The 26539-nt window shown below is 51.3% G+C and carries 21 protein-coding genes and 3 tRNA genes; 17 read left to right on the forward strand and 7 right to left on the reverse strand.

Annotated features, from left to right (window positions below):
• Nucleotides 1-57 precede the first annotated feature (57 nt).
• Together ACAW87_RS18380 and lpxK are read right to left on the reverse strand one after the other, a co-directional pair.
• Entirely contained in the window at nucleotides 58-2067 is a 2010-nt protein-coding gene (locus tag ACAW87_RS18380; RefSeq protein WP_370725101.1) for a putative porin, read from the reverse strand.
• 48 nt (nucleotides 2068-2115) lie between these two features.
• Nucleotides 2116-3201: a tetraacyldisaccharide 4'-kinase gene (gene lpxK / locus ACAW87_RS18385; protein ID WP_370725138.1), complete on the reverse strand. Its 1086-nt coding sequence runs from the start codon at nucleotides 3199-3201 to the stop codon at nucleotides 2116-2118.
• A gap of 89 nt (nucleotides 3202-3290) precedes the next feature.
• Between lpxK and menC the strand changes: the two genes are divergently transcribed.
• On the forward strand, nucleotides 3291-4379 hold the full coding sequence (menC, locus tag ACAW87_RS18390) for an o-succinylbenzoate synthase (RefSeq protein ID WP_370725102.1): 1089 nt from the start codon (nucleotides 3291-3293) through the stop codon (nucleotides 4377-4379).
• 33 nt (nucleotides 4380-4412) lie between these two features.
• Entirely contained in the window at nucleotides 4413-6092 is a 1680-nt protein-coding gene (locus ACAW87_RS18395; protein ID WP_370725103.1) for a M1 family metallopeptidase, read from the forward strand.
• Nucleotides 6093-6303: 211 nt separating this feature from the next.
• Here the strand turns inward: ACAW87_RS18395 and hemF are convergent, their stop codons facing one another.
• Nucleotides 6304-7236 (reverse strand): oxygen-dependent coproporphyrinogen oxidase, encoded by a 933-nt coding sequence (gene hemF, locus ACAW87_RS18400; RefSeq protein ID WP_370725104.1) that lies wholly within the window; start codon nucleotides 7234-7236, stop codon nucleotides 6304-6306.
• Between the two features lie 169 nt (nucleotides 7237-7405).
• Complete coding sequence (locus ACAW87_RS18405; RefSeq protein ID WP_370725105.1) at nucleotides 7406-8410, reverse strand: helix-turn-helix transcriptional regulator; 1005 nt, start codon at nucleotides 8408-8410, stop codon at nucleotides 7406-7408.
• Nucleotides 8411-8587: 177 nt separating this feature from the next.
• Between ACAW87_RS18405 and ACAW87_RS18410 the strand changes: the two genes are divergently transcribed.
• The 7 genes from ACAW87_RS18410 to ACAW87_RS18440 all read left to right on the forward strand — a co-directional run bounded on the left by ACAW87_RS18410 (nucleotide 8588) and on the right by ACAW87_RS18440 (nucleotide 18634).
• A complete protein-coding gene (locus tag ACAW87_RS18410; protein ID WP_370725106.1) occupies nucleotides 8588-11611 on the forward strand; it encodes a SusC/RagA family TonB-linked outer membrane protein in 3024 nt (1007 codons plus the stop codon).
• 10 nt (nucleotides 11612-11621) lie between these two features.
• The gene (locus ACAW87_RS18415) at nucleotides 11622-13136 is read left to right on the forward strand and encodes a SusD/RagB family nutrient-binding outer membrane lipoprotein (RefSeq protein ID WP_370725107.1); all 1515 of its coding nucleotides are present in this window, start codon (nucleotides 11622-11624) and stop codon (nucleotides 13134-13136) included.
• 206 nt (nucleotides 13137-13342) lie between these two features.
• The gene (locus ACAW87_RS18420) at nucleotides 13343-14029 is read left to right on the forward strand and encodes a response regulator transcription factor (protein WP_370725108.1); all 687 of its coding nucleotides are present in this window, start codon (nucleotides 13343-13345) and stop codon (nucleotides 14027-14029) included.
• Nucleotides 14030-14035: 6 nt separating this feature from the next.
• The gene (locus ACAW87_RS18425; RefSeq protein WP_370725109.1) at nucleotides 14036-15406 is read left to right on the forward strand and encodes a sensor histidine kinase; all 1371 of its coding nucleotides are present in this window, start codon (nucleotides 14036-14038) and stop codon (nucleotides 15404-15406) included.
• 214 nt (nucleotides 15407-15620) lie between these two features.
• Nucleotides 15621-16580 (forward strand): HAEPLYID family protein, encoded by a 960-nt coding sequence (locus tag ACAW87_RS18430; protein WP_370725110.1) that lies wholly within the window; start codon nucleotides 15621-15623, stop codon nucleotides 16578-16580.
• A 5-nt stretch (nucleotides 16581-16585) separates the two neighbouring features.
• Entirely contained in the window at nucleotides 16586-17485 is a 900-nt protein-coding gene (locus ACAW87_RS18435) for a bestrophin family protein (protein WP_370725111.1), read from the forward strand.
• Between the two features lie 165 nt (nucleotides 17486-17650).
• Nucleotides 17651-18634, forward strand: coding sequence for a transglutaminase-like domain-containing protein (locus ACAW87_RS18440; RefSeq protein WP_370725112.1), 984 nt, complete (start codon nucleotides 17651-17653; stop codon nucleotides 18632-18634).
• 100 nt (nucleotides 18635-18734) lie between these two features.
• On the opposite strand, the gene ACAW87_RS18445 is transcribed toward ACAW87_RS18440, so the two are convergent.
• A tRNA-Leu gene (locus tag ACAW87_RS18445) sits at nucleotides 18735-18816 on the reverse strand.
• A 171-nt stretch (nucleotides 18817-18987) separates the two neighbouring features.
• Here ACAW87_RS18445 and ACAW87_RS18450 point away from each other — a divergent pair.
• Entirely contained in the window at nucleotides 18988-19392 is a 405-nt protein-coding gene (locus tag ACAW87_RS18450; RefSeq protein ID WP_370725113.1) for a DUF3127 domain-containing protein, read from the forward strand.
• Nucleotides 19393-19539: 147 nt separating this feature from the next.
• Here ACAW87_RS18450 and ACAW87_RS18455 read toward each other — a convergent pair.
• Nucleotides 19540-19612: transfer RNA gene (locus ACAW87_RS18455), tRNA-Lys, on the reverse strand.
• A 72-nt stretch (nucleotides 19613-19684) separates the two neighbouring features.
• Between ACAW87_RS18455 and ACAW87_RS18460 the strand changes: the two genes are divergently transcribed.
• From ACAW87_RS18460 to ACAW87_RS18475, 4 genes are all read left to right on the forward strand, one after another.
• The gene (locus tag ACAW87_RS18460) at nucleotides 19685-20428 is read left to right on the forward strand and encodes a hypothetical protein (RefSeq protein WP_370725114.1); all 744 of its coding nucleotides are present in this window, start codon (nucleotides 19685-19687) and stop codon (nucleotides 20426-20428) included.
• Nucleotides 20429-20438: 10 nt separating this feature from the next.
• Entirely contained in the window at nucleotides 20439-21755 is a 1317-nt protein-coding gene (locus ACAW87_RS18465) for an MFS transporter (protein WP_370725115.1), read from the forward strand.
• 42 nt (nucleotides 21756-21797) lie between these two features.
• Nucleotides 21798-21875, forward strand: a tRNA-Val gene (locus tag ACAW87_RS18470).
• A gap of 173 nt (nucleotides 21876-22048) precedes the next feature.
• Nucleotides 22049-22519: a hypothetical protein gene (locus tag ACAW87_RS18475; RefSeq protein ID WP_370725116.1), complete on the forward strand. Its 471-nt coding sequence runs from the start codon at nucleotides 22049-22051 to the stop codon at nucleotides 22517-22519.
• Nucleotides 22520-22678: 159 nt separating this feature from the next.
• Here the strand turns inward: ACAW87_RS18475 and ACAW87_RS18480 are convergent, their stop codons facing one another.
• Nucleotides 22679-23248 (reverse strand): DJ-1/PfpI family protein, encoded by a 570-nt coding sequence (locus ACAW87_RS18480; RefSeq protein WP_370725117.1) that lies wholly within the window; start codon nucleotides 23246-23248, stop codon nucleotides 22679-22681.
• Nucleotides 23249-23547: 299 nt separating this feature from the next.
• Here ACAW87_RS18480 and ACAW87_RS18485 point away from each other — a divergent pair, with 299 nt between their 5' ends.
• From ACAW87_RS18485 to ACAW87_RS18495, 3 genes are all read left to right on the forward strand, one after another.
• A complete protein-coding gene (locus ACAW87_RS18485; protein WP_370725118.1) occupies nucleotides 23548-24528 on the forward strand; it encodes a YihY/virulence factor BrkB family protein in 981 nt (326 codons plus the stop codon).
• A gap of 51 nt (nucleotides 24529-24579) precedes the next feature.
• Nucleotides 24580-25515, forward strand: coding sequence for a carbon-nitrogen hydrolase family protein (locus ACAW87_RS18490; protein WP_370725119.1), 936 nt, complete (start codon nucleotides 24580-24582; stop codon nucleotides 25513-25515).
• Nucleotides 25516-25600: 85 nt separating this feature from the next.
• A complete protein-coding gene (locus ACAW87_RS18495; protein ID WP_370725120.1) occupies nucleotides 25601-26530 on the forward strand; it encodes a S1/P1 nuclease in 930 nt (309 codons plus the stop codon).
• The last annotated feature ends 9 nt before the right edge of the window (nucleotides 26531-26539 follow it).

Below are 26539 nucleotides of genomic sequence, written 5' to 3' on the forward strand. Positions count from 1 at the left end.
TACGAATTTACTATAATTTGTTGATTACGATCCCCAAATTATGGGCTTTCGTCTTTTCTAATCGAAAAGTAGCCAGTCGACGCCGAAGCCGAAGCCACGCTGTAGTTGCAGAAAACCGGGCGAGACAAAGTAACCGGGCTGGAACAGGCCCTGATTGACGTGGCTGAATTTCAGGAAGAAACGTACCCGGTTCACGCGCATGTTGGCAAAAGCATCGGCTAGAAGCGCTCCCTCTACCAGTTGTCTGTCCTGCAAATAATACTGCTGACTAACGGGTGAATAGGCATCGCCATAAAACGCCGATTTATAGTGCAATTCAAGCCCGGTTTGAATGTGCAGCACTTTGGCGTAAATGAAATCGTATTGAATTCGGCCATTGGCAAAAAAAGTCGGAATCCGTAAAACGTCATCCCCGGCGTTGAGTGGGGTATAATAAAGTTGTGTACTAGCCCTGAAACGGGCGCGGGTGTATGTTGCATTCAGGCCAACGCGGAACATGGTAAACGCCGTGGATAACTGAGCGGGTTCGGCCTGCTGGTTGAAATACACGTAGTTGTTGAGTAACCACAAATCGGCACCGGGCGAAACCGTCCAGTCTTTGTATTTTACGTTCAGCGTACCGTACGCGTGTTGGGTGCCGCGCAAGCCAAACTGATTCAGGTTATTCCATTGGTAATGATTGCTGTTGAACCGCTGTGAAATCAGGGTAGGCTGAGCCAGCATGGTGGTGAAGCCGGCGGTAAACAAACGACTTTCGAGCTGGGCGTTGAGCCGGAATGCGCCGGTGCCCACCAGGTATTCGGCCTCGCCGGTAAGGCGCGACAGGCTGTCGGGGAAGTAATAGCCCAGCCAGCCACCTACGTAGTTTTCAAAACCCGACGAATTATACTGATTAAGGTTTCTCTGACCCTCGCCACTGATCGCGGTTGTCGATGTCAGGTTGAAATCGGTTTGTTGACTGAAGATCCGTTGTCGGTAAAAAAGCCGGTAATTGTAGGCCGATTTCCCCCGGTTATAAATGCCTTTTACACCAAACGTATTGTCGATAGACCGCCAATACACGTCTTGCTGGGTACGTGACGAATCGTTGAGAATACGCGGGTAAAAGTTGGAAAACTGCTGATTAGCCAGTAGTGCTTCGTCTTCGAAATTATTGATATTAGTTTGATAATCAAGCTTATGGAAGAACTGTATGCCGTCGGCAGGTACGTATTGATGATACACATGAACGTTGGTGCGGCGTTCCCAGCCCAAGGTACTGGCCAGGCGGGCCTGCCCTTCGTAATCAATAGCCAGGGTATCGCCATTGACGAGGCTGAACACGTTACCACCCTGCTCGGGCAGGCTGTGGTTCATGTGATTAACGTGGGCCAGCAGGGTGTACCGGTCGTCTTTTGTACGATAGTTGCCATGCAACAACAGGCCCCAGTTCTGAGCTAGTAAGCGTTCGGTTTGGGTGCGGGCCGCGCTTAAGCCGAATTGCCTTTCTGAGGTGAAGCGCTGCACGTTGAATCCGACGTTGAGGCGCGGATTTATATTTTGGTTGAAGTCGAAATTAAGCACGTTCTGACTGCGGGGGCCCAGCACCAGATACATGTTGGTAAATGGCGATTTGGTGTCATAGTAACGTACCTGACTGGTCTGATAGCCATAGGGCGAAAACACGTAATAGCCCTGCTGTTCACCAATCTGGTTAGGCGTCTCATAGAAAACCGGCCGTAGCGGCGACCCAAGGTTACCGAGGTCGGTGTAGCGGTTATCGTTTCGTTTGGTAAACTCAAATTGATGAGAGCCGATCAGAGAAGTGTCGGTCAGATACAGTCTTTTCCGGTTGTTGAATACGTCGCTTTCCAGAAAAAATTTAGCGGTAGTTGGCCCGTAAATCACCTTCGTCGAATCATCGATGCCAACGCCCGCGCCCGACCCACCGGGCCGACCCGCTCCATTGGGGCTATTGGTGCCGTTTGTAGTAGGGAACGTACCTGCGCCGCCCGGAAATTGCTGCGCCCGCCCAATGGTGGATAGACAAAGAAAAGAGGCCAGAAAAAGAAGTGCCGAAAACTGCATATGCAAAAATAGGCCAAAAGCTGCGCCGCGCCGCGTTGGGAACTGTAGTTAACGATTTTTAAGTGCCGGGCCGCGTAGGCAATCAATGACCAACTGGTCCAGTGTTTCGGCGTCTTTGCGTTCAAAGAAAGTCATACCAACGGGCAGGTAAGCGACCCGACGGGTTTGCCGCTCCAATTCGGTCAGTAAAGGCGATAACTTCACTTCATCTTTTTGGGTTGTCAACAGCCAGGTATCGGTAGGTGTGGTGTTCAATAATCGGGTCACATTATCGCGCGTGTAAGGGTGGTGATCCCCGAAATCGTCGTGTTTTGTCAGTCCCCAGGTATCGGTAACGTACCTGACCAACGGCTCCGCGTTGGCCAGCCCCGACACCAATCGCACCGGTCCATTCATGTGTGCGACGGTCTGGTTGGTTATCGAGCGGGGCTGTTCGTAGGTTAAACCGGCAAACAGAACAGGCACCGTGTTTTCGGACTGCGCAGATCGGGTGTATCGGCGAATTTGCTGTTCAATGGCAACTCGTTCCTCGGGGGGCAGTTCGTATGGGCATTTGGTAACAATGACGGCATCGGCCCGTCGGGCACCTTTTCTTGATTCGCGCAATCGCCCACCCGGAAACGGGTCATCTGTATAAAAAGGCCGGTTATAGTCGGTCAGTAATAGATTCAGGTGGGGTTGTACCGCCCGGTGCTGATAGGCGTCGTCGAGCACCACGGTTTTAATGTCGGGTCTGTTAATGGCCAGTTCCCGAAGGGCATCGGCCCGGCGCTCGCCCACGGTGATTGAAATGGCGGGGGCAAAATTTCGAAAAAGCTGAAGTGGTTCGTCGCCAATGGTGTCGGCATTATCGGTGTTTGTGGCCACACGGAAACCCCGCGTTTTTCGACCATAACCCCGGCTTAGCGTGGCTATATTGCCCGTTAGTTGTGAATCCAGCGTGAGCAGTAGGCGCAAGAGGTATTCTACGGCTGGGGTTTTACCGGTGCCGCCAACCGTGAGGTTACCCACCGAAATGCACCGTTGAGTAGGAATGTAAGTGGTGACAAACTGATTGTCATAAAGCGCATTACGAAGCGATAAGACGCCTCCGTAGGCCATAGACAGCGGTTTTAATAGGTTTTTGTAAGTCACATTTCCGGTAATAATTTCGTAATATGTTTTTGCAGGTGGGGTCAAAAGTAGTAGTTTTAGCGGTTTGTTCCCCTCCGCCACCGTATCCAATGAGTCTCCGGGTCACCTACCTGAAATACACGCTTAATTTCACATTCGAGGCTGGCACCTCGCGGGGAACGCTTACCCAAAAAGACTCATTCTTCCTGCGGTTGGTCGATTCAGACCAGCCCGACGTAATCGGATACGGTGAATGTGGCCCATTGGTTGGCCTTAGTCTCGATGATATTCCTGACTTTGAAGACCGCCTTTCTGATTATTGCGACTACTTCAATCAGCTTGATCTTCAATTGTTTGACTGGAATGTGACGGTCATCTTAAATCAACTGATCAGTCAGCAGCACCCCAGCATTTTGTTCGGTTTTGAAACGGCCATGCACGACTTCCTGTCGGGCGGTAACCGGCTGATTCGCGATACCGAATTTGCCCACGGGCGACGAGCGATTCCCATCAATGGACTAGTCTGGATGGGGTCGCAGGATGCCATGCGGGAGCAAATCGACCAGAAGATTGCGGCGGGCTATACTACCATCAAGCTTAAAATAGGGGCAATTGATTTTGAACGCGAGTGCGCGTTACTCGCATACATCCGGGAACGATACACGGCCGAACAGATTACTCTGCGCGTAGATGCCAACGGAGCGTTTCATCCTGATGAAGCGCTGGCGAAACTGAAACGGCTGGCCCAATATCAGCTGCATTCAATCGAACAGCCCATAGCTGCCGGTCAGCATGACCTGATGGCCGAACTGTGCCGCCAGACACCATTACCCATCGCCCTCGATGAAGAGTTGATCGGGCACATGGAGTACGTCGACAAATTCCGGTTACTCAAGAAGATTCATCCTCAGTTTATTATTCTAAAACCCACGTTACTGGGGGGAATGCGCCACTGCGATGAGTGGATCGAATTGGCCAACCGCCTGTCTATCGGCTGGTGGATTACGTCGGCGCTCGAATCTAATATTGGCCTGAATGCCATTGCGCAATATGCCTCGCAGTTCAAAAATCTGATGCCGCAGGGATTGGGTACCGGGCAGTTATACCACAACAATATCAGTAGCCCGCTCCGTATCGATGCAGGTACGTTGCAGTATGATCCCACCACCGCCTGGCACCTCAACGGCCTGCGTCCGTAAGTTTTACAGTACACGAATCTCTGCTTCATACTCATGTCATTGACTGCCCTCTTCCGCCCAACAGCTGGTTTGCTGGTGTTGTGTTTACTTGCTATCTGCCTGCCTGGTTTTGGTCAACTGTTAGCCGAAAAACCAGCCTACACCCGCGCCGATACCCTTCGTGGTACTATGACGCCCGAACGAAGCTGGTGGGACTTGAACCATTACCATCTGCAGGTACGTGTCTCGCCCGACGATAGCACCTTTGCCGGGCAGAATACCATCCGGTATCGGGTACTGAAAGCCAGTCAGGTGATGCAGATCGACCTGCAAGCGCCTATGAAGCTGATTCGGGCCGAGCAGGATGGGCAACCACTGACAGTCCGTACCGACGGAAACGCGCACTTCATTACGCTGACCAAACCGCAACGCCCCGGCAAAACCGAAACCATCACGGTCGAATACGGTGGTAAGCCACGCCGGGCCCGCAACGCCCCCTGGGATGGTGGCGTGTCGTGGGCGCGCGACACCGATTCGACCAAAAGCTGGTTTGTGGCCACCTCGTGTCAGGGGCTGGGAGCCAGCGTTTGGTGGCCCTGCAAAGACCATATGGCCGACGAACCTGACTCGATGCTGATCAGCGTAACGGTGCCCGAACCCTATGTCGATGTGTCGAACGGACAGCTTCGGCGGGTGGTCACCAACGCCGACAAGACACGTACCTACGATTGGGCGGTGGTGAATCCGATCAATAACTACGGGGTCAACATCAACATGGCGAAGTACGTTAGCTGGAAAGAAACCTATCAGGGTGAGGCGGGGCCGCTGGCGTTATCGTATTATGTGTTGCCTCAGTATGAAGCCGCCGCCCGAAAACAATTCGAGCAGGTGAAAACCATGTTGCGGGTATTCGAAAACTGGTTTGGCCCTTACCCGTTCTATCAGGACGGCTATAAACTCGTACATGTACCGTATCTGGGCATGGAGCATCAAAGCTCGGTCACCTACGGAAACCGGTTCCGAAACGGCTATCTGGGTCGCGATCTGTCGGCAACGGGTTGGGGCCTCCGTTGGGATTTTATCATCATCCACGAATCGGGTCACGAGTGGTTTGCCAACAACATCACGTATAAAGACATCGCCGACATGTGGATTCACGAGAGCTTCACCGCCTACTCGGAGAATCTGTATACTGAAGCCCTGTTCGGGAAAAATGCCGGCGCGCAATACGTGATCGGTACCCGCATTGGCATCAGAAATGACCGCCCAATCATCGGTGATTACAACGTGAACAGCGAAGGGTCGGGCGATATGTATTATAAAGGGGCCAACATGCTGCACATGATTCGGCAGTGGGTATCGAATGACGAGAAGTGGCGGCAGGTTTTGCGGGGGCTGAACAAAACGTTCTACCACCAAACTGTAACCACGCAACAGATCGAAACGTACCTGATCAAAAAGACCGGTTTGCCACTCCAACCAATGCTCAACCAATACCTGCGCGACGCCCGCGTACCTACGCTGGAGTACAAAATCACGCCGGATGGGGTGGCTTATCGCTTCGCCAATTGCCAGAAAGGCTTCACCATGCCCGTGCGCCTTTGCCTCAACGATGCCGGTCCGCGCCGCCTTGTCACGCCCACAATCACCTGGCAAACGCTAAAGCAACCCAACGTAAAAGAAGTCAATATCGACGCCGATTACTACCTGCTGACCAAGATGGTTGATATGTAGGGGCGACCCATCGTGGTCGCCCGCTTTCGGACGCGACAGCGACCGCGAAAGTTTTTACGTGAACATTCCATGTACGCGCCCTTTGGGCGGTCACGTCCGTTTTTTGTGCGGGTATCCATCAGGCGGTCGCTGTCGCGCCCGAAAGCGGGTAGCCACGATGGGCTACCCCTACATATCAACCACACCAACCATGTGAACGTCCGTTTTCGGATTACACCCAGTCGACGCCTTTTCGTAGCCAGGCCAGCGTTTCTGCTTCAGGTGAGTTGGATTCCGGGTGGTAATCGTAAATCCAGTTGGCTTGCGGGGGCATGCTCATCAGAATAGACTCGGTTCGTCCGTTGGTTTCCAGTCCGAATTTGGTGCCCCGGTCCCAGGCCAGGTTGAACTCAACGTACCTGCCCCGGCGTAGTCCCTGCCAGTGCGTTTCGTGGGGCGAGTAGGGGAGGTCGTGATTCTGCTGCATGAAGTGCGTGTAGATCGGCGCAAACGATTCGCCCACCGCTCGGTGAAAAGCGAACAAATCGGCTTTGGTCACCGTATCGCTCTCTTTCAGGTAATCGAAGAAAATACCACCTACGCCGCGGGTTTCCTGCCGGTGCGGAATGTAGAAATAATCGTCGGCCCAGGTTTTGAATGTTGGATAATAAGTCGGGTCGTGCTGATCGCAAACGTTTTTTAGCTGCTGATGAAACCAGTGCGCATCGTCGGGCACTACGTAATGCGGGGTGAGGTCAATGCCGCCGCCAAACCAGTAGGTGCCGTTGCTCAACTCAAAATAACGAACGTTCATGTGAATGATCGGCACGCGGGGATTGCGCGGATGAATCACGATCGATACGCCTGTAGCGTAGAAATCAGCGGGTTCGGTGAGGTTCAGTTGCCGTAACGTAGCTGCTGATGCTTCGCCCTCAACGGCCGAAAAACCTACGCCCCCTTTTTCGATGATTGCCCCGTCGGCCATCACGCGCGACCGGCCACCACCGCCGCCCGGCCGTTGCCAGTGATCTTCGCGGAACGTACCTCCGGCGGCGGCACCAGGCCGCTTTTCACCCAAACTATCGGCTTGTTCGAGGGCGGTACATATTTGATCCTGAAGGTCTTGCAGGTACGTTGTGATTTCTTGTCTGTCGGGTTGTTGCATACTGGAAAGCCTCCGGTCGGGAAGCCTGGAATAGCCACGAAGAAGCCACGTCTTCGCTGGTTAGCTGATTTGTTGAGAAAGGGCTTTGTTGGTCCCCCAAAGGTAATTCATTCTCTTCGATGCTCCTGTCGGGCTAATTCAGACGTGTTCAGGGTAAGTTGCTTTGACACTAGCCGATTGCCAGCAGAAGCACATAATCGGGATCGAAGTTGAAGAGTGTTAGCAAACCCAACCTGATGGTGTTGGGCAGGTAACCAAAATGTTTTTTGAAAGCGGCGGTGAAATGAGTGGCGTGTTTATAGCCCAGCGCGTGGGCTACCTCGGCAATTTTCGGTTCGCCATCGGTTAGCAGATCCTTTGCCTTTTCCATTTTCAATCGATTCAGGTAGCCAAAAACGGTGGTATTGAATACCTGCTTGAACTGAACTTTCAGCGTATACTCGTTTGTGCCCACCATCCGGGCCAGATTGCGCAGTGTAAACGGCTGGGCTAGATCGGCCACCATAATGTTATGGACTTCCTGCATTCTGGCCCGAACCTCGTCTTTAACCGGTATTTTTCCCGTTTCGTCGAGCTGCTGAAGGTACTGGTCGAGTTGCAACGCAATCAATTCCAGCACTTTAGCGTCGATGAACAGGGGTTTGAAACAACTGGCGAGTTGGCAGCGCACCAACTGATAAAGCACAGCACTGATTTCGGGGGTAATGGGCAGACTTGAGTTGCTGAGTCGGGCAGGGTTGTTTCGGGTAACAAGGGTGCGAAAAGACATCAAAGAAGGAATGTCGCTGGGTACGTACCTGGACAGCAACGTAGGGTGAATGCTGATGACGAGCAATTCGAGTGTACCCGCTGAGTCGGGCTCGACGCGCACTGACTGTGCCGGATAAAACAGACTGTTGTGCTGTTGGGCCAATACCGGAAAGGGTTCCTCGCCCTCGGCAGACTGAAACGTACAACCGGCCGAGATGGCGAATAGAATAAGCACTGATGGTCGGTTACTGATAAGGTTGACCGTGGCTGTAGTGTTGGCAGGTTGGTGAACGTAGGCGATGTGTACGCCGTTCAACCGCCATTCGTGGTAAAGGCCATCATCGGTAAAATCAGAAAGATCTTGTTTCGATTCTGTATAACTCTCTGTCTTTGAGTCTACTAAGTCGGGGCTTAGTTTTATCACTAGTTCTCTAGGCTGGCCAGACGCCTCATCTTCTCCCTTTAACGTTCCCATTTCTCCCTTATGCGTCATTATCCTGAAAACTGGCCTTGTACATTTGCAATCGACAAAAATAATTAGACTTAGTCTAAATAAAGGAATTTGGAAGGGCTTATTTGGGCCTTTGTCAAAAATCACGCGATGAAATCAATCATTACTTTCTTTTTAGTCTTGCTCGCTGCAAGGGCTTTTGCCCAGGATCGACCCATCTCCGGCAGCGTCATTGAACAAGCCACCGGACAACCCCTTGCCGGTGCAACTATACTCGTGAAGGGAACCAACACCGGTGCTACTACCGATGCAAACGGTACGTTTACTATTCAGGCTAATTCGGGAAATGTGCTTGTCGTTTCGTTTATCAGCTACGAAACCCAGCAAATTCCGGTCAATTCGGCCACAAAAACGGTTGTTGTTAGTCTGAAAGAAGATTTTCAGCAGCTTTCTGAAGTGGTTGTTACTGGCGCGTTAGGCATTAAACGGGCGGCGCGTGAGTTTGGCGGTGGAGCACAGGTAATCGATAACGACTACCTGAATCAGGGAAAGGCGATTAACCCACTGACCGGCCTGACCAGTAAAGTGGCCGGTCTCCGCATCAACATGTATGATAGTAAGGTAGACCCGCAGGTGCAGATTACGATGCGGGGAAGCCGTTCGCTGAACCGGGCTAAAAACGCGCCTATCTATGTGGTCGATGGCGTACCTGTACCCGAAATCTCCCGCCTGAACCCTAATGACATCGAAGATATCACGGTGCTGAAAGGTGCCAATGCTGCGGCCCTGTACGGGTCGGAAGGGGTGAACGGCGCGTTGATGATCACGACCAAAAACGGAAGCCGGGGCAAAGGGATGGTCCGGTTCAGCAACACAACTACGTTCTCGAACGTGTTTATGTTGCCACCCGCTCAAACACAGTTTGGCCAGGGCGCCAACGGCGTGTATGACCCGACACAGGCTGAATCGTGGGGACCCGCGTTCGACGGTACGATGAAAGACATTGGGCCGGTACTGCCCGGTGGTACCCGCCATCAGGTGCTCTATGCCGCGCCTGACCGTGACAACCGCCTTGACCTTTTCCAGACGGGCGTGAACCTGCAGAACGATCTGTCTTTTTCGGGTGGTGACGAAAAAACGACCTATTTCTTCTCAGTGCAGGATGTGGCGATTAAAGGCATCATTCCCAGTGACGAAAGTCGCCGGACGGGGGCCCGCTTCAACGGGTCGCGGCGGTTTGGTAAACTGAGTACATTGTATAACCTTAATTACGTCTATTTTAATAAAAATACCACGCCTGACGGTCCCTGGATAACGGCCTATCAGCTACCGGCCAACTTCGATTTCAACTCGATGAAAAACTGGCAGGATCCGGCTTCCTATGCCAACCCGCGCTATTTCTTTACCGACCTGCAAAAGAACCCGTACCACCAGATCGACAACATCCGCGATGCCAGTAAACAGCAAACTATTAACGGAAAGGTTGAACTAAATTATGACGTAACACCCTGGTTCAGCGCGCTGTATCGGGCTGGATTATTCAGCACCGCTACCGAAACCCGGAGTACGACCGGTAAGTTTGAAGCCACTGGTCGCCGGAATGTGAACGGCGCGGTGACCGACGGTAGCTCGAATTTCCAGCGGATCAACAGTGATCTGATTCTGAACTTTCATCAGAACATCGGTAAGTTCTCGACTCGGTTACTGTTGGGCCAGAACCTACGTTCCGACAATACGAAAGCAACGTCGATCGGCTCCAGCAATTTGCTCCTGCCTGACCTGTTCAATCCGGGTAGCCGCATTGGCGAGTTAACGGGCAGCGCGTCGATTACCGAATACCGGTCGATGGCGGCGTATGGTGAATTTACGGGTGGCTATAACAATTACCTGTTCCTGACCTTAACGGGACGCAACGAATGGGTGTCGGTGTTGAGCCGGGAAAATCGGTCTTATTTCTATCCCGGCGTAAGCACGTCGTTTGTGTTCAGTGAAGCCATCAACGGCTTAAAAGACAGTCGTTTTCTGTCTTTCGGTAAGGTGTTTGCCTCATGGAACCGGACCGGTAACGTAACCCTCGACCCGTATTCGCTAAATAATCCGTACAGCCAGATAAACGGGTTTCCGTTCGGAAGCGTGGTTGGATTCACCCCCAGTAGCCGGTATCCCAACCCAAACATTCAACCCGAATTTGTAACCTCGATGGAGGCCGGGGCTCAGTTGAGTTTCCTGAACAACCGACTGAATGTGGAGGGGAGCTACGTGTTCTCAGACTCGAAAGGGCAGATTTTCAACGCCACCACGTCGAGGGCAACGGGCTACAGCAGCGCTATTGTCAACGCGGGCCGGTTGACCAACAACATTATCGAACTAAGTGTCAATGGGGATGTGGTACGCCGGAATGGGCTGAAATGGAACGTGGGGGTCAACTTCACGCATATCGACAACCAGGTGCGGGAGTTGTACGAAGGCCTGACATCATTCAATATTTTCCGGCAGTCGTACGCCAATATTGGTCAGCAATATCCCAGTCTGCTGGTCAGCGATTACAAACGGGATCCAGAGGGTCGGGTGATCATCAACGCCCAAACTGGCGAGCCGCTCATTGCGACCGATCCCGTTCACCTCGGCACCATGGTTCCACCCTTCCAGATGGGGCTGAGCACCGTGGTGCAATACAAAGGTCTCAGTGTAGCGGCTCAGTTCGATGGGCGCATGGGGGGCTGGCTTTATTCAGAAATCGTGCCCCGGATGTACACCGCCGGTACCGACCCACGTACGGCCGAGTTTAACCGGCAGCCGTTCATCTTCCCGAACTCAGTACTTCAGCAGCCCGACGGTACCTACGTACCCAACACAACGGTGTTATCGAAAGGTGACAAGGCGTACTGGAGCAAGCAGGGCGAAGTGCAGTCGAATACGGCGGCCAAGTCTGATTACCTTAAACTTCGCGAGCTGAACATCAGCTATGCACTGCCTGCGTCGCTGCTGAGTAAGCAAAAGTTTGTGCGGGAAGCCAGTATTGGCTTTGTAGGTACCAACCTGTTCATTATTCGCAATAAGGAAAACCAATATGGCGATCCTGAATACCTCTACAACAGCACCGACGGTTACCTCAGCTTCCGTCAGGTACCCCCTTACCGGACCTATGGGTTCAACGTAAATGTCAGTTTTTAATCGAATAACAATGAAAAATAGTCTGCTGCGATTCGCCTTTCTTGGCCTGATAGGCTTGTCGCTTAGTGCCTGTAATGAGTTTCTGGAGGTAAATAGTAACCCCAATGCGCCGGTCAGTGAAAACTTGCCGCTGAGTGCCAAATTGCCCGCTGCCCTGGTCAGTACCGTAAACCTGGAAACAGGGCAATTCAATCAGGTAGGCGCTTTTTGGGGTGGTTATTGGGGCACAACCAGCGAAGGCGTGAACCTGTTTGTTGACCTAAAAACCTATAACGGCCCCGCCATTCGCCATCAGCGCGACGGTATTCCGCTTTGGGAAAACAGTTATACCACGTTGCTTTATTATCAACTGCTGAAAGAGCAGGCTATGACCGAAGGCAACCCATTCTACACGGGTGTGGCCAAGGTCATGCAGGGCTGGCATTTCCTGCGGCTGGTAGATCTCTACAACAACCTGCCCTTCGACGATGCCTTGCAGGGAACTGTCAGGCCAACGCCCCGTTACGAAGATGGAAAAACAGTGTATCAGAAAGCCATTAACCTGATCACGGATGGCATTGGCGACATCAAAAATGCCCCGGCGGGTACCGAAGCTGCTACCGATGATATTCTGTTCAAAGGCAGCAAAACGTTGTGGGCCAAGTTTGGCAATACCGTAAAGCTACGGGCGCTGATTCGGCAAAGCGAAGTAGCCGACGCGGCCTTTATTTCGTCGGAGATCCAGAAGATTCAGCAGGAGGGAAGCGGTTTCCTCGGTGTGGGTGAGAACGCGTATGTGCAGCCTGGCTACCTGAATACGGCGGGTAAACTTAATCCGTTTTGGGAAACCAACTACCGTACTGTGCAGGGCGTCAGTACCGGTAATCACCAGGATCTACGCCCAACGGTTTTTGCTGTGAACCAGTACAAACAACGCAATGATCCCCGGCTGGCAACGCTTTATGTGGCGGTTGGAGCAGACTACAACGGGGTGCTGTTTGGCAACCCAAATGCTACCGCCACCTATAACCGGGCCAGTACATCAGCGTTTAAAGGCCCTCAGGAAAACAGCAACCGACCGGCGGCGTTGTTCAAGAGTGCTACGCAGCCTTCGGTGTTGATGGGTTCTTTTGAAAGTTTGTTCCTACAAGCCGAAGCGGCCCAACGCGGTTGGTTGAGCGGATCGGCCAAAGACTTGTACGAAAAAGGCATCAGCGAATCGTTTAAGTACATGGAAGTACCAGCCACCGAATTGGCTGTATACAATGCGCAGGCAACGGTGAATCTGGATCAGGCGACTGACAAAATTGCCCGGATTGTGGAGCAGAAGTGGTTGGCCCTGAACAGTATTAGTAGCCTCGAAGCCTGGAATGATTACCGCCGACTGGGTGTTCCGGCCATTCCAAACTCGTTACAGGCCCCCGCCCCAACAGCCTGGCCATTACGCCTGATGTACCCCGAAACCGAGCGGATGACCAACAACAGCGAAGCGTCTAAACAGGGCTCTGATGATGTAATCAGTGACAAAATCTGGTGGGATAAATAGGCATAAATCAGGTACGTTCCGGTGTATTATGCAGCAACCGAGAGGTTGGTAAGGGCGCTAACTGGCTGAATGATACGGCTAATGGCTAGTTTAAGGGGGGTAGCGCTAAACAATGTGTTCCGGTTGGTTGTAGCTATATAGATTGACTTCGTCTAATGAATCGGGTTTGATTGTTAACCCGAATGCATGAAGTCAACCTCAACGCTATGCAAACCATACTGATTGTTGAAGATGACCGCCGCATTGCGCAAAACATCAGCCGTAGCCTGCGCGATGAAGGCTACCTCACCGAGGTGGCGTACGAAGGAGTAGTAGGACGTCAGTTAGCGGTCGAAAAAGCTATTGATCTGTTAATTCTTGATATTAACCTTCCAGGCCTGAACGGATTTGAAATATGTCGAAGCGTTCGCGCCCGAAAGCCTGATTTGCCCATTATTTTGCTTACCGCTCTGGGCGAAATTGAGGATAAAGTAGAAGGGCTATCGCTGGGGGCCGATGATTATCTGGTAAAGCCCTTCGACCTGCGCGAGCTCAGCGCCCGTATTGCGGCACACCTGCGCCGGTCAACACGGCAACGCAACACGGCCCAGGATGAGGTATTACGGTCGGCCAATCTGACGGTCAATTTGTCGACCAAGGTAGTCAGTCGGGGCAACGTACCTATTGAACTGACGGCCCGTGAGTTTACGCTACTCGAATACCTGTTGCGTAATCAGGGGCGTGTTGTGTCGAGGGCTGATCTGAGCGAACAGGTATGGGGCCTTTACATCGACTCGGGTACCAACGTGGTGGAGGTGTATATCAATTATCTGCGCCGGAAAATTGATAAAGATTTTACACCGAAACTGATTCACACCCGTCCCGGATTTGGGTACGTGCTGAAAAACGAATAGGTGGCCATGACTATTCGTAACCGGATTGCGCTCCAGTTTTCGCTCATAGTGGCCGGTATCTTAATCGTGTTCTCACTGGTAACGTACCTGCGTTCCGAGCAGTACCGGCAGCGGGAATTCTACAGTCGCCTTGAACAACGAGCGCGAACAACCGTGCGTTTTCTGACCGAGGTAAAAGAGTTGGATGAGAACCTGTTGCGCGTTATTGACCGTAACACGCTGATAACGCTCTACAATCAGAAAGTACTGGTCTACAACGCCACCAATGAACTACTGTATTCCAGCATTGATGACGATTCGGTAGCGGTGCCCCTATCACTACTGACCGACATTCGTGAGCAGGGAGTGGTGCGTACCGAAATAGACGACCGGCAGGTTTTTGGCTTGTACGCACCCGAAGCCAGTCAAAAACTTACGGTGGTAGCCTCGGCTTATGACCTTTCGGGTAAAGCCGAACTAGCTGAATTGCGGCGAACACTAAGTTGGAGCTGGCTATTTGGCATTGGCCTCACGGTGGGGTTGGGGATTCTGTTTGCCGGTCAGTCGCTTCGGCCAATTAGTCGAATAAATCAGCAGGTGAGCAGCATCAACGCCGGCAATCTGCAGCAGCGGCTCGACGAAGGGAATCGGCAGGACGAGGTGGCACAACTGGCCATAAATTTCAATCGAGTGCTGGGACGATTGCAGCAGGCTTTTGAGCAACAGCGCACGTTTATTTCACACGCCTCCCATGAGCTTCGGTCGCCACTGACCGCTTTAAAATCTGAACTGCAGCTTGGTTTGCGCCATACCCTGACGGGGCAGCAATACCGGGCCATTCTGGGCGAACTTTCTGCTGACACCGACAGAATCATTAACCTGACCAACAGCTTGCTGTTGTTGGCCCGTACACTCGACGCACCTGCCAAACAATTGTTTGATTTGGTTTTGATTGATGATGTTATTTTCTCGGCTCTCGATGAGTTGTTGAAGGCTTGTCCGCAGTATCGGGTCGATGTAAATTTCGATTCTGTAGCACAGTTTGAAGAGCATCCGCAGGTACGTGGCGACGAAGCGTTGTTGCACAGAATGGTACTCAATTTGCTCGATAACGCCTGTAAATACAGTGCCGATCAGCGCGCAAACATTCGGATTGCGACCGATGAACGTACCTGCCAAATCAGCATCAGCGATCGCGGAATTGGGATACCGGTTCATCAGCTTACCCACATTTTCGATCCGTTTTACCGAGCTGATAATGCCCGTACGCACGACGGTTTTGGGCTTGGTTTGTCTATTTGTCGTCGTATTGCCGAGCTTCATCAGGGTCGAATCGATGTGATTAGCGAAGCGGGGGTGGGGAGCACGTTCACAATTGTATTACCACTAAGGCCGTGAGTTAGTAGCCACTAATTTTTTTCTAACCGATTCGCAAGTTTATTCTAATTAGCCTGTAAGCCCCTCCTAATATCACTGTTCTATATTTGCTGGTCAACAAATACTCACGAACATGAAACAACTTGCCAGCTTACAGCACAAAGAGTCAGGTACCATTTTAGGTACTATTCGTCTTATAAAGGACAGTCTGTCAGTTAGTTAAAACAACAGTACTGTGCTATTTACGAATAACCGACTGATAGCTCCGTTTGCGTTGTGGGCGGTTCTGCTCGTCTTTTTTTCATTGTCAGCAAGTGGACAAGTAACTCAGGACGAAGAACGACAACAGGCTAGAGAACGCCTCGACAGCTTGTATATCAATGAGGTAGAAGACCAGCAAAAGCCTGTCAAAGTGCTTCACGCTGAGCCGCTCTACATTGATCTCATCCGTGATCTGGGGGCCCGAAAAGGAGAAAAAGAATGGAACGTCGGCCTGGGGCTAACCGACAACCTGCGCTACGACGCCTATCAGGCACTTGTTGAATACGAATGGGCACCCGCCGATCGTATTGGTCTGGAAGTAGAACTGCCGTTCTCGTTCTACACGCGTAACGAACCCAACGGAACCCGGCCGGTGAACCAACTGGATGGGATTAAAACGGCCATTCAGTGGTCGTTCTTTGTCTCAGAGAGGTTACAAACATCACTGGCGGTGGGCTACATCAACGAACTGGAACTCAGGAATTTCGATGAACTTCGGGGAGGGAGCTGGCTGAAAGGCAACACGTTCAACCCGTTTCTGATCGCTGCCAAACGTTGGGGGACCAATTTCCATACCCTCGTTTATGCGGGGCCGCAGATAGAGCGGTCGTTTTATTCGCCGGGTTGGAAAACGGTGATGCAAATCAATTCCAGCCTTCATTACATGATTCCCGGCAGCCGAAATTTCCTCGGCATTGAAGCCAACAAAGAGATAGTCGATCAGAAAATGAGTATGGTCATGCGGCCACAACTACGCGTTAGTGTAGCTGATAATCTGCTGGTTGGTATTGTTACCGGTATTCCGATCGATAAACAGAATCAGCGGCTCAGTTCATTCCTACGGCTCATTTACGAACCTGGTCATCGCAATAACTCGTCTGTTACCCCCATTCGGCCTGGCCGAATCATGGGTGATCGGGCCATAACACATTAACTCATATGCTCCTTGATAAACCTATTCCGCTCATCTTCTTTTTTAGAAAGATTCGCCGGGAAGCGTTATACATTTTTCTGTTCGCCAATCTGGTTGTGTTCCTCAAACACTTTTTTGGTCTTCGGTTCCTGACCATTCCTATTGCCGTGCCCGCCCTGATTGGCACCTGTATTTCATTACTGCTTGCCTTTCGCACCAATCAATCGTATGACCGCTGGTGGGAGGCCCGCATTGCCTGGGGAGCCATTGTCAACGACAGTCGTTCGTTTATCCGGCAATTGCAAATGTTTGTTCCTCAGGGGCCAGATCGTGATTCGATCATTCGCTCGTTTGTGCAGCGTCAATGTGCGTGGTGCTATGTCCTGGGCGATTCATTGCGGGGAATGGACGTTGGCGATCACCTGCGCAATTTTCTGCCACCGGCTAATGCCCGCTATATCATGTCGTTCGACAACAAACCCAATGCCCTGCTGTTGGAGCATGGGCTGGCTGTTCGGCAACTGTATGATGAAGGGCAACTAACCGATTATCAGATGGTGAGTTTGGGAGAATTACTGACTAAGCTAACCGATTCGATGGGGCGGTGCGAACGAATCAAGAATACAGTTTTTCCACGCACCTACACGTTCAACATGCAGGTGTTTATTTATCTGTTCGCGGCCATTTTGCCGTTCTGTTTTGAAGCCGATCTCGATTTACTCGATGTACCGCTGGTTACGGTGATTGCCTCTGCTTTTCTGCTCATCGATAAGAGCGCCATTCAGCTCCAGGACCCCTTCGAGAATAAGCCTACCGACACGCCCATGACCACCATCGCCCAAACGATTGAGATCAACCTGAAGACAATGGCCAATTATGAAGCCATTCCCGACAAGGCGGTTGCTGAGGGCTATTACTCGCTGTAGCTAGTTGCCGTCTACCAAAGCAGGTGCGTTCTGTTAACCTGATTGCTGGATTCGGCCTTTATGGTGTCTTCCGTTCAATCTGATTTGGGAACCAGCCCGTTGCGGGGAGCCTTATACAGATGAATGCAACGAAAAATGAACACAAATCGAAGGGCGAGATGGCGTGTGCCCTTCGTATTTCAGGGGATAACTGGCCTGTTTCTGCTGGCGTTGTTCGCAGCCAGTGCTTCTGCTCCACGTACCCGGACCGTTCAGTTTGGCTATAAGTCGATGGTCGGCAAGCTACCGCCGTCAACCCGGACCATCGATGTATGGATTCCCATTCCGCACGACAGTCCTTATCAGCAGATCACCGATCTGACTATCAGCTCCCCCTTTCCGTACCAGCTCGATTCGGCTGAATATGGTAACCGGTTGTTGCACGTCAAAGTAAATAACCCGCCGGATGAGGGCTTTGCGGTTGATGTGCAATTCAGGGCCACGCGAAAGGAACACAGGCGGCCACTGACTCCGGTAGGGCTTAACGCCAACCACCCTGCTGATGAACCGGTTGATCCGCGTTGGTTACAATCCGATCGGCTGGTGCCTATCGATCCAACCATCAGGCGATGGGCCAAAGCTGTGGTCGACTCAGTGGGCGCTACTACGGACCTTGAGCAGGCGCGGGCTATTTACAATCATGTGATTGCCACCGTGAAGTATGACAAAACGGGCACCGGTTGGGGCCGTGGCGATATCTACTACGCCTGTGATGCCCGGCGCGGCAACTGCACCGATTTTCATGCCATCTTCATTGGTTACTGTCGGGCGCTGGGTATTCCGGCTCGATTTGCGATTGGTTTTTCGTTACCGCCCGACCGATTGGGCGGGCAATTGAGTGGTTATCATTGCTGGGCTGAGTTCTACAGCAAATCGCTGGGCTGGATCCCGATCGATGCTTCTGAGGCGGCTAAAAACCCGTCGCGGCGAACCTATTTTTTCGGTGCCCACGATGAAAATCGCATCGAATTTAGTCGGGGCCGTGATTTGATGTTGCACCCTAGCCAACAGCAGCCGCTCAACTATTTTGTTTACCCCTATGCCGAGGCTGATGGCATCGCGTTAACCACTGTTGAACAGGTGATCACTTATCGTGACCTGAACAAATAAACCGAGACAGTTGATTGTTTCGGCTAGTGAATGGCGTACGAAAAAGCCCTGACTACGTTAGTAATCAGGGCTTTCGAAACGACCGTTTACAATGCCGTTGTGACCACGGGGAGACTCGAACTCCCACATCTTGCGAAACCACCCCCTCAAAGTGGCGTGTCTACCAATTTCACCACGTGGCCGTGTTTTATTGTGGATGCAAAAGTAGGTGAACAAGGGGATAATGTCAATGGAATCGCTGAAAATCGGCCAAAATTTCGTAATTTAGGGGTATGAACCGGTGGATACAGAAACCCTGCTACAGCAGAACAAGCTGTATCTGACTGGCTTTCCAAACCGAATCAATTAAGTATATGGCACTTGAATTAGTGGGCAAGCTGATAAAAACGCTGCCGGAAGTGACGGGTCAGGGCAAGAATGGCACCTGGCAGAAGCAGGAATTTGTGGTAGAAACTACCGATCAGTTTCCCAAAAAAGTATGCGTGTCGCTTTGGGGCGATAAGGTCAATGATCTGAAGCAATATGCTCCCGGCGATATGCTGAAACTGAGCCTCAATCTGGAGTCGCGGGAGTACAACGAACGCTGGTATACCGAAGCCCGCGTCTGGCGTATTGAAGCGGCCGACGGGGCAGAAGGAAGCACAGGTGGTCAGGGCCAATCGGCTCCAGCGGCCAGCAAGCCACGCGCTGCCCAGCCTACCGCCGTACCGTTCAATTCATCGTTCGATGATGACAACAGCGGAGATTTACCGTTTTAATTTTGTTCAAAGTTTAAAGTTCAATGTTGCTTCGCTAATTCCCAAATGCGTGGGTTAGCAAAGCAACATTGAACATTAGACTTTAAACCTTGAACAACAAAAAGAGGGCTGGTAGCGCAATGCTACCAGCCCTCTTTTTGTTACTCGTGATCCGGCTGGGATTCGAACCCAGGACCCATACATTAAAAGTGTATTGCTCTACCAGCTGAGCTACCAGATCGGGCAATTTCAGCAGCAGATTAAATGACCGTTTCCTGAATCGCGATGCAAAATTATTGCGTAATTTGGCCCAATGCAAGCCTTCCTCGTAAAAATATTCCTATTTCTGGGGGTTTTGCGGGCATTGTTCTGGCCCTCAGCCCTATTTGCTCAGACAGTACCCAAAGAGAACCTCATTGCTCTGGCCGATTCGCTGTACCGCGTGGGAAACTGGGCCGAAGCATCGCGATACTATGAGTCGGCGATGGTGGATGGCCAGCCAGCTACCGATCCCATGTTGCTCAAACTGGCACGTACCTACGAACAGCAGGGCGACGTGGCTAAAGTGCTTTATTTCCTGCAAGTGTACTTCAAGCGCCATCCCGACGGAGCCGTTCTTCGGAAAATGAATGACTTTGCGCGTGCCAACAACCTCACCGGTTACGAAACCAGCGACCTGAATTATTTTTATCTCTTCTACCGTCAATACGGCGTGTACCTGTTGCTGGTCATGCTCTTGCTGGGGGCCTACGTATTCAGCGTGTTGCTCATCAAGTCTATGCGTAACGAGCCCACCTCAGCGCAATTGAAAACGCTTATTCTGGTTTATTTCGTAGCGCTGCTCATTTTCATCAACTTGCCAGAAGGTTATGATGCCGGTATTACAAACGCCCCACAGGTTTTTTTACGAACCGATCCGTCGGCAGCCGCACCGGTCGAAGTAACGCTGGGCCGGGGCAATAAGGTGAATATTGTGGGTAGCACCGACATCTGGTGGCGCGTATTCTGGAATAATAAGCTTTATTACGTTCGAAAAGACACACTCTGGCTCATCTGATACTTTTGTAATGAAAAATAATCCCCGCGTCATTCGCGCCTGGACACTCTACGACTGGGCCAATTCGGTTCATTCGCTGGTTATTGTATCCAGCATCTTCCCGGTCTATTTCTCGGCGACGGCTTTGAATGAGGCAGGTGGGCCAGTGATTAATTTCCTGGGATTAAACATCAAGAACTCGGTGCTGTTCTCCTACACGGTTTCGGCCGCGATGCTATTTGTGGCGATTATCAGCCCCTTCACCACCGCCCTGGCCGATTATAGCGGCAAGAAAAAGGCGTTCATGAAGTTCTTCTGTTACACCGGTTCCATTGCCTGTGCGTTACTATACTTTTTCACCAAAGAGACCACTACATTCGCCATCTTTTGCTTTGCCTGGAGTCTTGTTGGGTGGAGTGGCAGTATCGTTTTCTACAACTCCTACCTGCCCGATATTGCCACCGAAGACCAGTTTGACCGGGTCAGTGCGCGCGGCTTTTCAATGGGTTATATCGGTAGTGTGGCGTTGATGATTTTCAACCTCATGATGATTTTAAAGCCAGAATGGTTTGGCGGTATATCGAGCGGATTAGCCTCGCGGATCTCATTTCTGACCGTAGGACTATGGTGGTTTGGTTTCGCCCAGATTCCGTTCCGGGTTTTGCCCGACGGGGTCAGAAAAGCCAGCAGCGAAAGCGGCGGCAACTGGCTATTCAACGGTTTCCACGAGTTACGAAAAGTGTTCAACCAATTGAAAGAACAGACACTGACTCAACGATTTTTGATCGCCTTTTTTGTGTATAATATGGCCGTACAAACGGTGATGTATGTGGCCACACTGTTCGGTTCCAACGAGTTGAAGATGGAAGGGAGCGCCCTGATTATCACTATTCTGCTGATTCAACTGGTGGCTATTCCCGGCGCTTACGGCTTTGCGCGACTATCGGAAAAAATTGGTAATACATACGCCATCATGGGGGCCGTGGTGATCTGGATCGGCATCTGCGTGGCGGCCTATTTTGTAACCACGCAAATGCAGTTCTTCATTGTGGCCGGCGTTGTGGGTCTGGTTATGGGCGGCATACAGTCACTCTCGCGGTCAACCTATTCCAAGCTACTGCCCCCTACCACCGACACGGCCTCATATTTCAGCTTCTATGATGTATGCGAAAAGCTATCGATTGTGGTGGGTACGTTCATTTATGGGTACGTTGAGCAGGTAACGGGCAGCATGCGCAATAGTATTCTGGCATTGTTGGTGCTGTTTATCATTGGGTTAGCGTTATTGGCTCGTATCCCGTCACAAAAAGTGTACGGCGTTCGTTTGAAAAAACCTGAAGTTGCGTAAATTTGCACTCCCGTTCGGCAGCTAGTGTAGCCAGACGGATACAGGATGTTAGCTCAGTTGGTTCAGAGCGCCGCCTTGACAGGGCGGAGGTCAGCGGTTCGAGCCCGCTACGTCCTACCAAGATTTCTTCAAAAACCCGCAAATCAAGCTGATCTGCGGGTTTTTCTGTGTTAAGCAAAACACAGATAAGAAATAGTTAAATGTTGGCAAGGAGGTAGTGTGATCTACGTTTGTACGAAACAGATAAAAGTAAAATGGACTGATATCCAGTTATTGTAAGAAAAATCAGGTCTATGCGTTCCATATTAAACGCACAAATCTGCTTCTCCATGACCCGTTTTAGCCTGCTCTTCTTATGTGGTGTACTGTTGGCAAATAGCTGGGCAAGTGCTCAGGCCTCTAGTCAAAGCTCGAAAGTGCGTACCCCTGTATTCCGCGTTAAATTCTACGTCGATGGAAACTTGATTGATCCAAAACTGGGAATGCCCGCGTCAACCAACGACTTTAGAATTGATATTGAGTCGCCAGACCCTGCCCGCGAAAAGATAGTGCTAAAAAAAGCTGTCGTTACACTGGTCAGCGGGACTCGCAGAGTTGCTACTTCCCACTACTACCCAAGTTCAAAAACTCCATCTGGAACAGGTTGGAAGGCTACTGCTGGGGATAGAGTTGTAGTTGAATTGTCTGATCTACTTGTTGAAAGACCGGGAGAGAATCCAACTACATTAGCTACTCGAACTGTTTATGCACTGCCTCTACACTAATACTAATCGAAAAAGACACTTATAGGTCACCAGCTTCATCAGAAGTCAGGTTGACGCGAATTATTATACTTAAGGCAGTATGCCAGCGGCCGAGGTTAATTACTGCCTTCTTCCAAAAGCACGAAGTTGTGAGCCACCTGAGCCACACCCAATTTCGCTTTACTTCTCTACCGATTGCGCTTCGTTGAGGCAGGCAAATACCTCCCGATAAAATTCGGGGTGTGATTGCCAGGTCTGGCCCGTGACTATGTTTTTGTCACGTACGGCTTGTTGGGTCGAATACGTGCCACCGCCCATCTCAATTTCTGTGCGGACATGCTCATAAGCTGTCAACGTGCGGTTAGTGGCTAAACCAGCCGTGACCAAAATCTGAATTCCGTGGCAGATCGCAAAGACCCATTTCCCCTGCCGGTCAAACTCGCGGACGACATCCAGCAGAACGGCATGGTTACGCAGGTATTCGGGGGCGCGGCCACCCAGCAACAAAATGGCATCATACTCCTCCACAACCACGTCTTGTATGGTCAGATCAGAAGCCAGACAATAGCCGGGCCGCTCGATATAGGTATCCCAGCCCAGTTCGAAATCGTGCATCACCAGGTTGAGTCGCCGTTTGCTAGGGGCAGCAATACGGACTGAATCACCCTCTTCCTGAAAACGGTGTACGGCATAGAGGGTTTCGTAACTTTCGCCACCATCGCCGGTAACGATCAAAATATTGCGATTCATAGAAGAAGACGTTAGGAGAAAGGCTGGAAAGATAGGCATTATCCCGAACAACTGTCAATCTGGGAGCGCCTGAAAGAGCCGATCAATCATGTATTTATCGCGGCCGTAGATAAATCGTAGGCGATTACCTGAACCACAACAGCCGGCATCGTTGAAACTAGTGTATGACCGTATAGTCATGGTTGGGGTAGCGCCCACGTCTGGTTACCAACAACTTCGTTTTGGCACAGTTATCTCTATGACGAAAGGCTTCGACTGCCGATGAGGTGGGGGAGACCTATGCACTCGTCACCATTAAGATGACTACTCAACAGGAAAACAATAATACGGAAAAGGGCTTTTTCGCAAACGCATGGATTGTACTACGTGATAGCGGCAATAGCTTCATGGACGATCGTGGGCTGAAACTAAGCGCCGCTTTAGCCTACTACACCATCTTTTCACTGGCTCCGCTTCTGGTGCTGATAATGTCTTTAGCCAGCATATTTCTAGGGGAAGAAGCGATTCAGGGCCAGATTTTTAAGCAGATAAACGGACTGGTCGGCAACGAAGCCGCTAAGCAGATTCAGGACATGATCAAAAATGTGGGGCTGTCGGGTAAAACAAACAGCGCGCTGATCATCAGTATAGGTACGTTGCTGATTGGTGCTACCACTATTTTTGTTGAGATTCAGGATTCGATCAACCTGATCTGGCGCGTGAAAGCAAAGCCTGAAAAAGGATGGCTTAAGCTTGTTAAAGACAGACTGCTCTCTTCTTCCCTTGTGGTCAGTCTTGGGTTTCTTCTATTGGTTTCATTGGTTATCAATGGCCTCATTCTGGCGTTGGGCGACCGATTGGGACGCCTGTTGCCAGGACTTAGCATATATGTGGTGAGCGGTATCAATTTCCTAATCAGTACGGCCGTTATCTCGCTCTTGTTTGGGGTTATCTTCAAAGTGCTGCCCGATGCTAAAATTGGCTGGAAAGATGTGCGTTGGGGTGCTCTGTTTACGGCTCTGCTGTTCATGCTGGGTCGCTACGTAATTGGCATCTATATTGATACCACCGGAACAAGTTCATCGTATGGGGCGGCGGGCTCGTTGATTGTAGTGCTGACCTGGATCTACTACACAGCGGCCATTCTGTATTTCGGCGCCGAGTTCACGCAGGTATATGCCAACCATTTTGGTATTAGAATTGAACCTGCCGATCACGCCGTTTATGTGGAACAAACGGAAAGGGAGCGCGATGTGAAGGTGATTCCGATCGACGAGAAAGTAGAGCAGAGCAAGTCGTAATTGTTGCCGACGAATGGGCGGGGTGGTTGGCATTTACTGTACATTCGTGCTATGCCACTGTCAGATAAAACCGTAAAAGTAGGCGTTGTTCAGGCAACCCCCGCCCTTTTTGATCTTGAAAAAAGTATCGATCTGGTCATAGGCTGGATCGAAAAAGGGGTGCAACAAGGCTGTCAACTGTTGCTCTTTCCCGAAACGTTTATTCCCTGTTATCCTCGTGGGCTTCGGTTCGATGCCGTGATTGGTCGACGGTCTGAAGAGGGAAGGGCTATGTGGCTCGATTACTGGACAAACAGCATTGAGATTGGATCGCCACAAATGCAGCGGGTCAGCGAGGCCATTCGTGCCGCCGGTATGTTCGTTGGTTTGGGTGTCACCGAGCGGGAGCCAATTGGCGGATCGTTGCATTGTAGCCTGCTTTATTTTGGGCGTGACGGAAGCCTGTTGGGCAAACACCGAAAGCTGAAACCCACGGGCCTCGAACGGTTTATCTGGGGGCAAAGTGACGGCGATTCGCTGGTCAGTTTCGATACTGAACTCGGCATCATTGGCGGGTTGATTTGCTGGGAAAATTACATGCCACTGGCCCGAACAGCTATGTATCAGAAAGGCGTTCAGATTTATCTGGCCCCAACGGCCGATGCCCGGCCGGCCTGGCAATCGACCATGCAACATATTGCCCTGGAGGGTAGGTGCTTCGTGCTGGCCAGCAATCAATACGTGACCAAAGCTGATTATCCGGAACGGTATCAGCAGGAAATTGCCGACGAACCCGATATATTGAGTCGGGGTGGTAGTGTTATTATCTCACCCATGGGCGACATTCTGGCTGGTCCGCTCTGGGATCAGGAAGGCTTGTTGACGGCTGATCTGGATTTTTCGGAACTCATTAAAAGCAAGCTGGATTTCGATTGCGTAGGTCACTACGCCCGGCCCGATGTTTTTCAACTGTCGGTGGTGAATCAGCCCGAAACCCGCAAAGTGTGACAGAGCGGCTAACGAACGAGTTGGCTAGCCAATTGCACAGGTACGTTGCTATGTTTACCTTGCAGGGGTCAACGTAAATAAACTCATGAATCGTTTTGCCCTGCCGTTTCTCTCCGCCTGTCTGTGTCTGACAATGGCTGTATCTACGCCGTCGTATGGCTGGAATAAAGCCACGCATATGGCAACCGGGGCAATCGCCTATCGTGATATGCAGGTACGTTCACCCCAGGCACTTGCCAGGGTTGTAGCCATTTTACGTCAGCATCCTGAATATCAGCAACGGTGGGCCGGTAAACTCAACGACGCCAGTCTTTCGGAAGATGACCGTAACCAGTATCTGTTTATGCTCGCCGCCCGCTGGGCCGACGATATTCGAGGCAACGCCTACGACCATCCTACCTGGCATTACATCAACTACGTGTATGCCCCCGAGCAGGGTATGGCCCGAACCGATACGACACTGGCCACGGGAGAAAATATTCTCCAGGCTTTCGAGCAAAATCGGCAGGTACTGGCCAGTAACGCACCCGACAGTTCCAAAGCCATTGCTATTTGCTGGCTATTCCATCTCACCGGCGATATTCATCAGCCACTACACGCCACCGCCCTGGTTGGTAAGCAGTTTCCGGACGGAGACAGGGGCGGCAACCTATTCAAGATTAAGGTGATGATGAGTAGCAGAACCATTAACCTGCATTCTTTCTGGGACGGGATGTTGCTGGGTGAAGACGACTTTCAGGCTGCCCGAAACCTAGCTGTTCTGACTCGTCAGGCAGTAAGTCGTGAACAATTGCCGCAGTTGGGTAAATCAGATATTGCCAGCTGGTCGAAGGAGAGTTTTCAACTCGCGCAGGACAACGCGTATCGGAGTAATACCCTGATGCCGGGAACCGATGAGGAAGGAACCGTTCTCCCGCCCGACTACGTGGCAACGGTGAAGCCCATTGCGCAGCGTCAGGTGGCTTTGGCGGGCTATCGACTGGCCGATGAACTGATGGCTGATCTGGGTAAGTAAAGGCTACGT

Origin of the sequence: Fibrella aquatica (genome assembly GCF_041321135.1) — a bacterium.
Lineage (GTDB): Bacteria > Bacteroidota > Bacteroidia > Cytophagales > Spirosomataceae > Fibrella > Fibrella aquatica.

What these genes read in the sequence shown, in the direction of transcription:
- ACAW87_RS18380 (WP_370725101.1), bottom strand. Translation starts at nt 2,067, where the DNA reads ATGCAGTTTTCGGCACTTCTTTTTCTGGCCTCTTTTCTTTGTCTATCC.
- menC (WP_370725102.1), top strand. Translation starts at nt 3,291, where the DNA reads ATGAGTCTCCGGGTCACCTACCTGAAATACACGCTTAATTTCACATTC.
- ACAW87_RS18395 (WP_370725103.1), top strand. Translation starts at nt 4,413, where the DNA reads ATGTCATTGACTGCCCTCTTCCGCCCAACAGCTGGTTTGCTGGTGTTG.
- hemF (WP_370725104.1), bottom strand. Translation starts at nt 7,236, where the DNA reads ATGCAACAACCCGACAGACAAGAAATCACAACGTACCTGCAAGACCTT.
- ACAW87_RS18410 (WP_370725106.1), top strand. Translation starts at nt 8,588, where the DNA reads ATGAAATCAATCATTACTTTCTTTTTAGTCTTGCTCGCTGCAAGGGCT.
- ACAW87_RS18415 (WP_370725107.1), top strand. Translation starts at nt 11,622, where the DNA reads ATGAAAAATAGTCTGCTGCGATTCGCCTTTCTTGGCCTGATAGGCTTG.
- ACAW87_RS18420 (WP_370725108.1), top strand. Translation starts at nt 13,343, where the DNA reads ATGCAAACCATACTGATTGTTGAAGATGACCGCCGCATTGCGCAAAAC.
- ACAW87_RS18425 (WP_370725109.1), top strand. Translation starts at nt 14,036, where the DNA reads ATGACTATTCGTAACCGGATTGCGCTCCAGTTTTCGCTCATAGTGGCC.
- ACAW87_RS18435 (WP_370725111.1), top strand. Translation starts at nt 16,586, where the DNA reads ATGCTCCTTGATAAACCTATTCCGCTCATCTTCTTTTTTAGAAAGATT.
- ACAW87_RS18450 (WP_370725113.1), top strand. Translation starts at nt 18,988, where the DNA reads ATGGCACTTGAATTAGTGGGCAAGCTGATAAAAACGCTGCCGGAAGTG.
- ACAW87_RS18460 (WP_370725114.1), top strand. Translation starts at nt 19,685, where the DNA reads ATGCAAGCCTTCCTCGTAAAAATATTCCTATTTCTGGGGGTTTTGCGG.
- ACAW87_RS18465 (WP_370725115.1), top strand. Translation starts at nt 20,439, where the DNA reads ATGAAAAATAATCCCCGCGTCATTCGCGCCTGGACACTCTACGACTGG.
- ACAW87_RS18475 (WP_370725116.1), top strand. Translation starts at nt 22,049, where the DNA reads ATGCGTTCCATATTAAACGCACAAATCTGCTTCTCCATGACCCGTTTT.
- ACAW87_RS18480 (WP_370725117.1), bottom strand. Translation starts at nt 23,248, where the DNA reads ATGAATCGCAATATTTTGATCGTTACCGGCGATGGTGGCGAAAGTTAC.
- ACAW87_RS18485 (WP_370725118.1), top strand. Translation starts at nt 23,548, where the DNA reads ATGACTACTCAACAGGAAAACAATAATACGGAAAAGGGCTTTTTCGCA.
- ACAW87_RS18490 (WP_370725119.1), top strand. Translation starts at nt 24,580, where the DNA reads ATGCCACTGTCAGATAAAACCGTAAAAGTAGGCGTTGTTCAGGCAACC.
- ACAW87_RS18495 (WP_370725120.1), top strand. Translation starts at nt 25,601, where the DNA reads ATGAATCGTTTTGCCCTGCCGTTTCTCTCCGCCTGTCTGTGTCTGACA.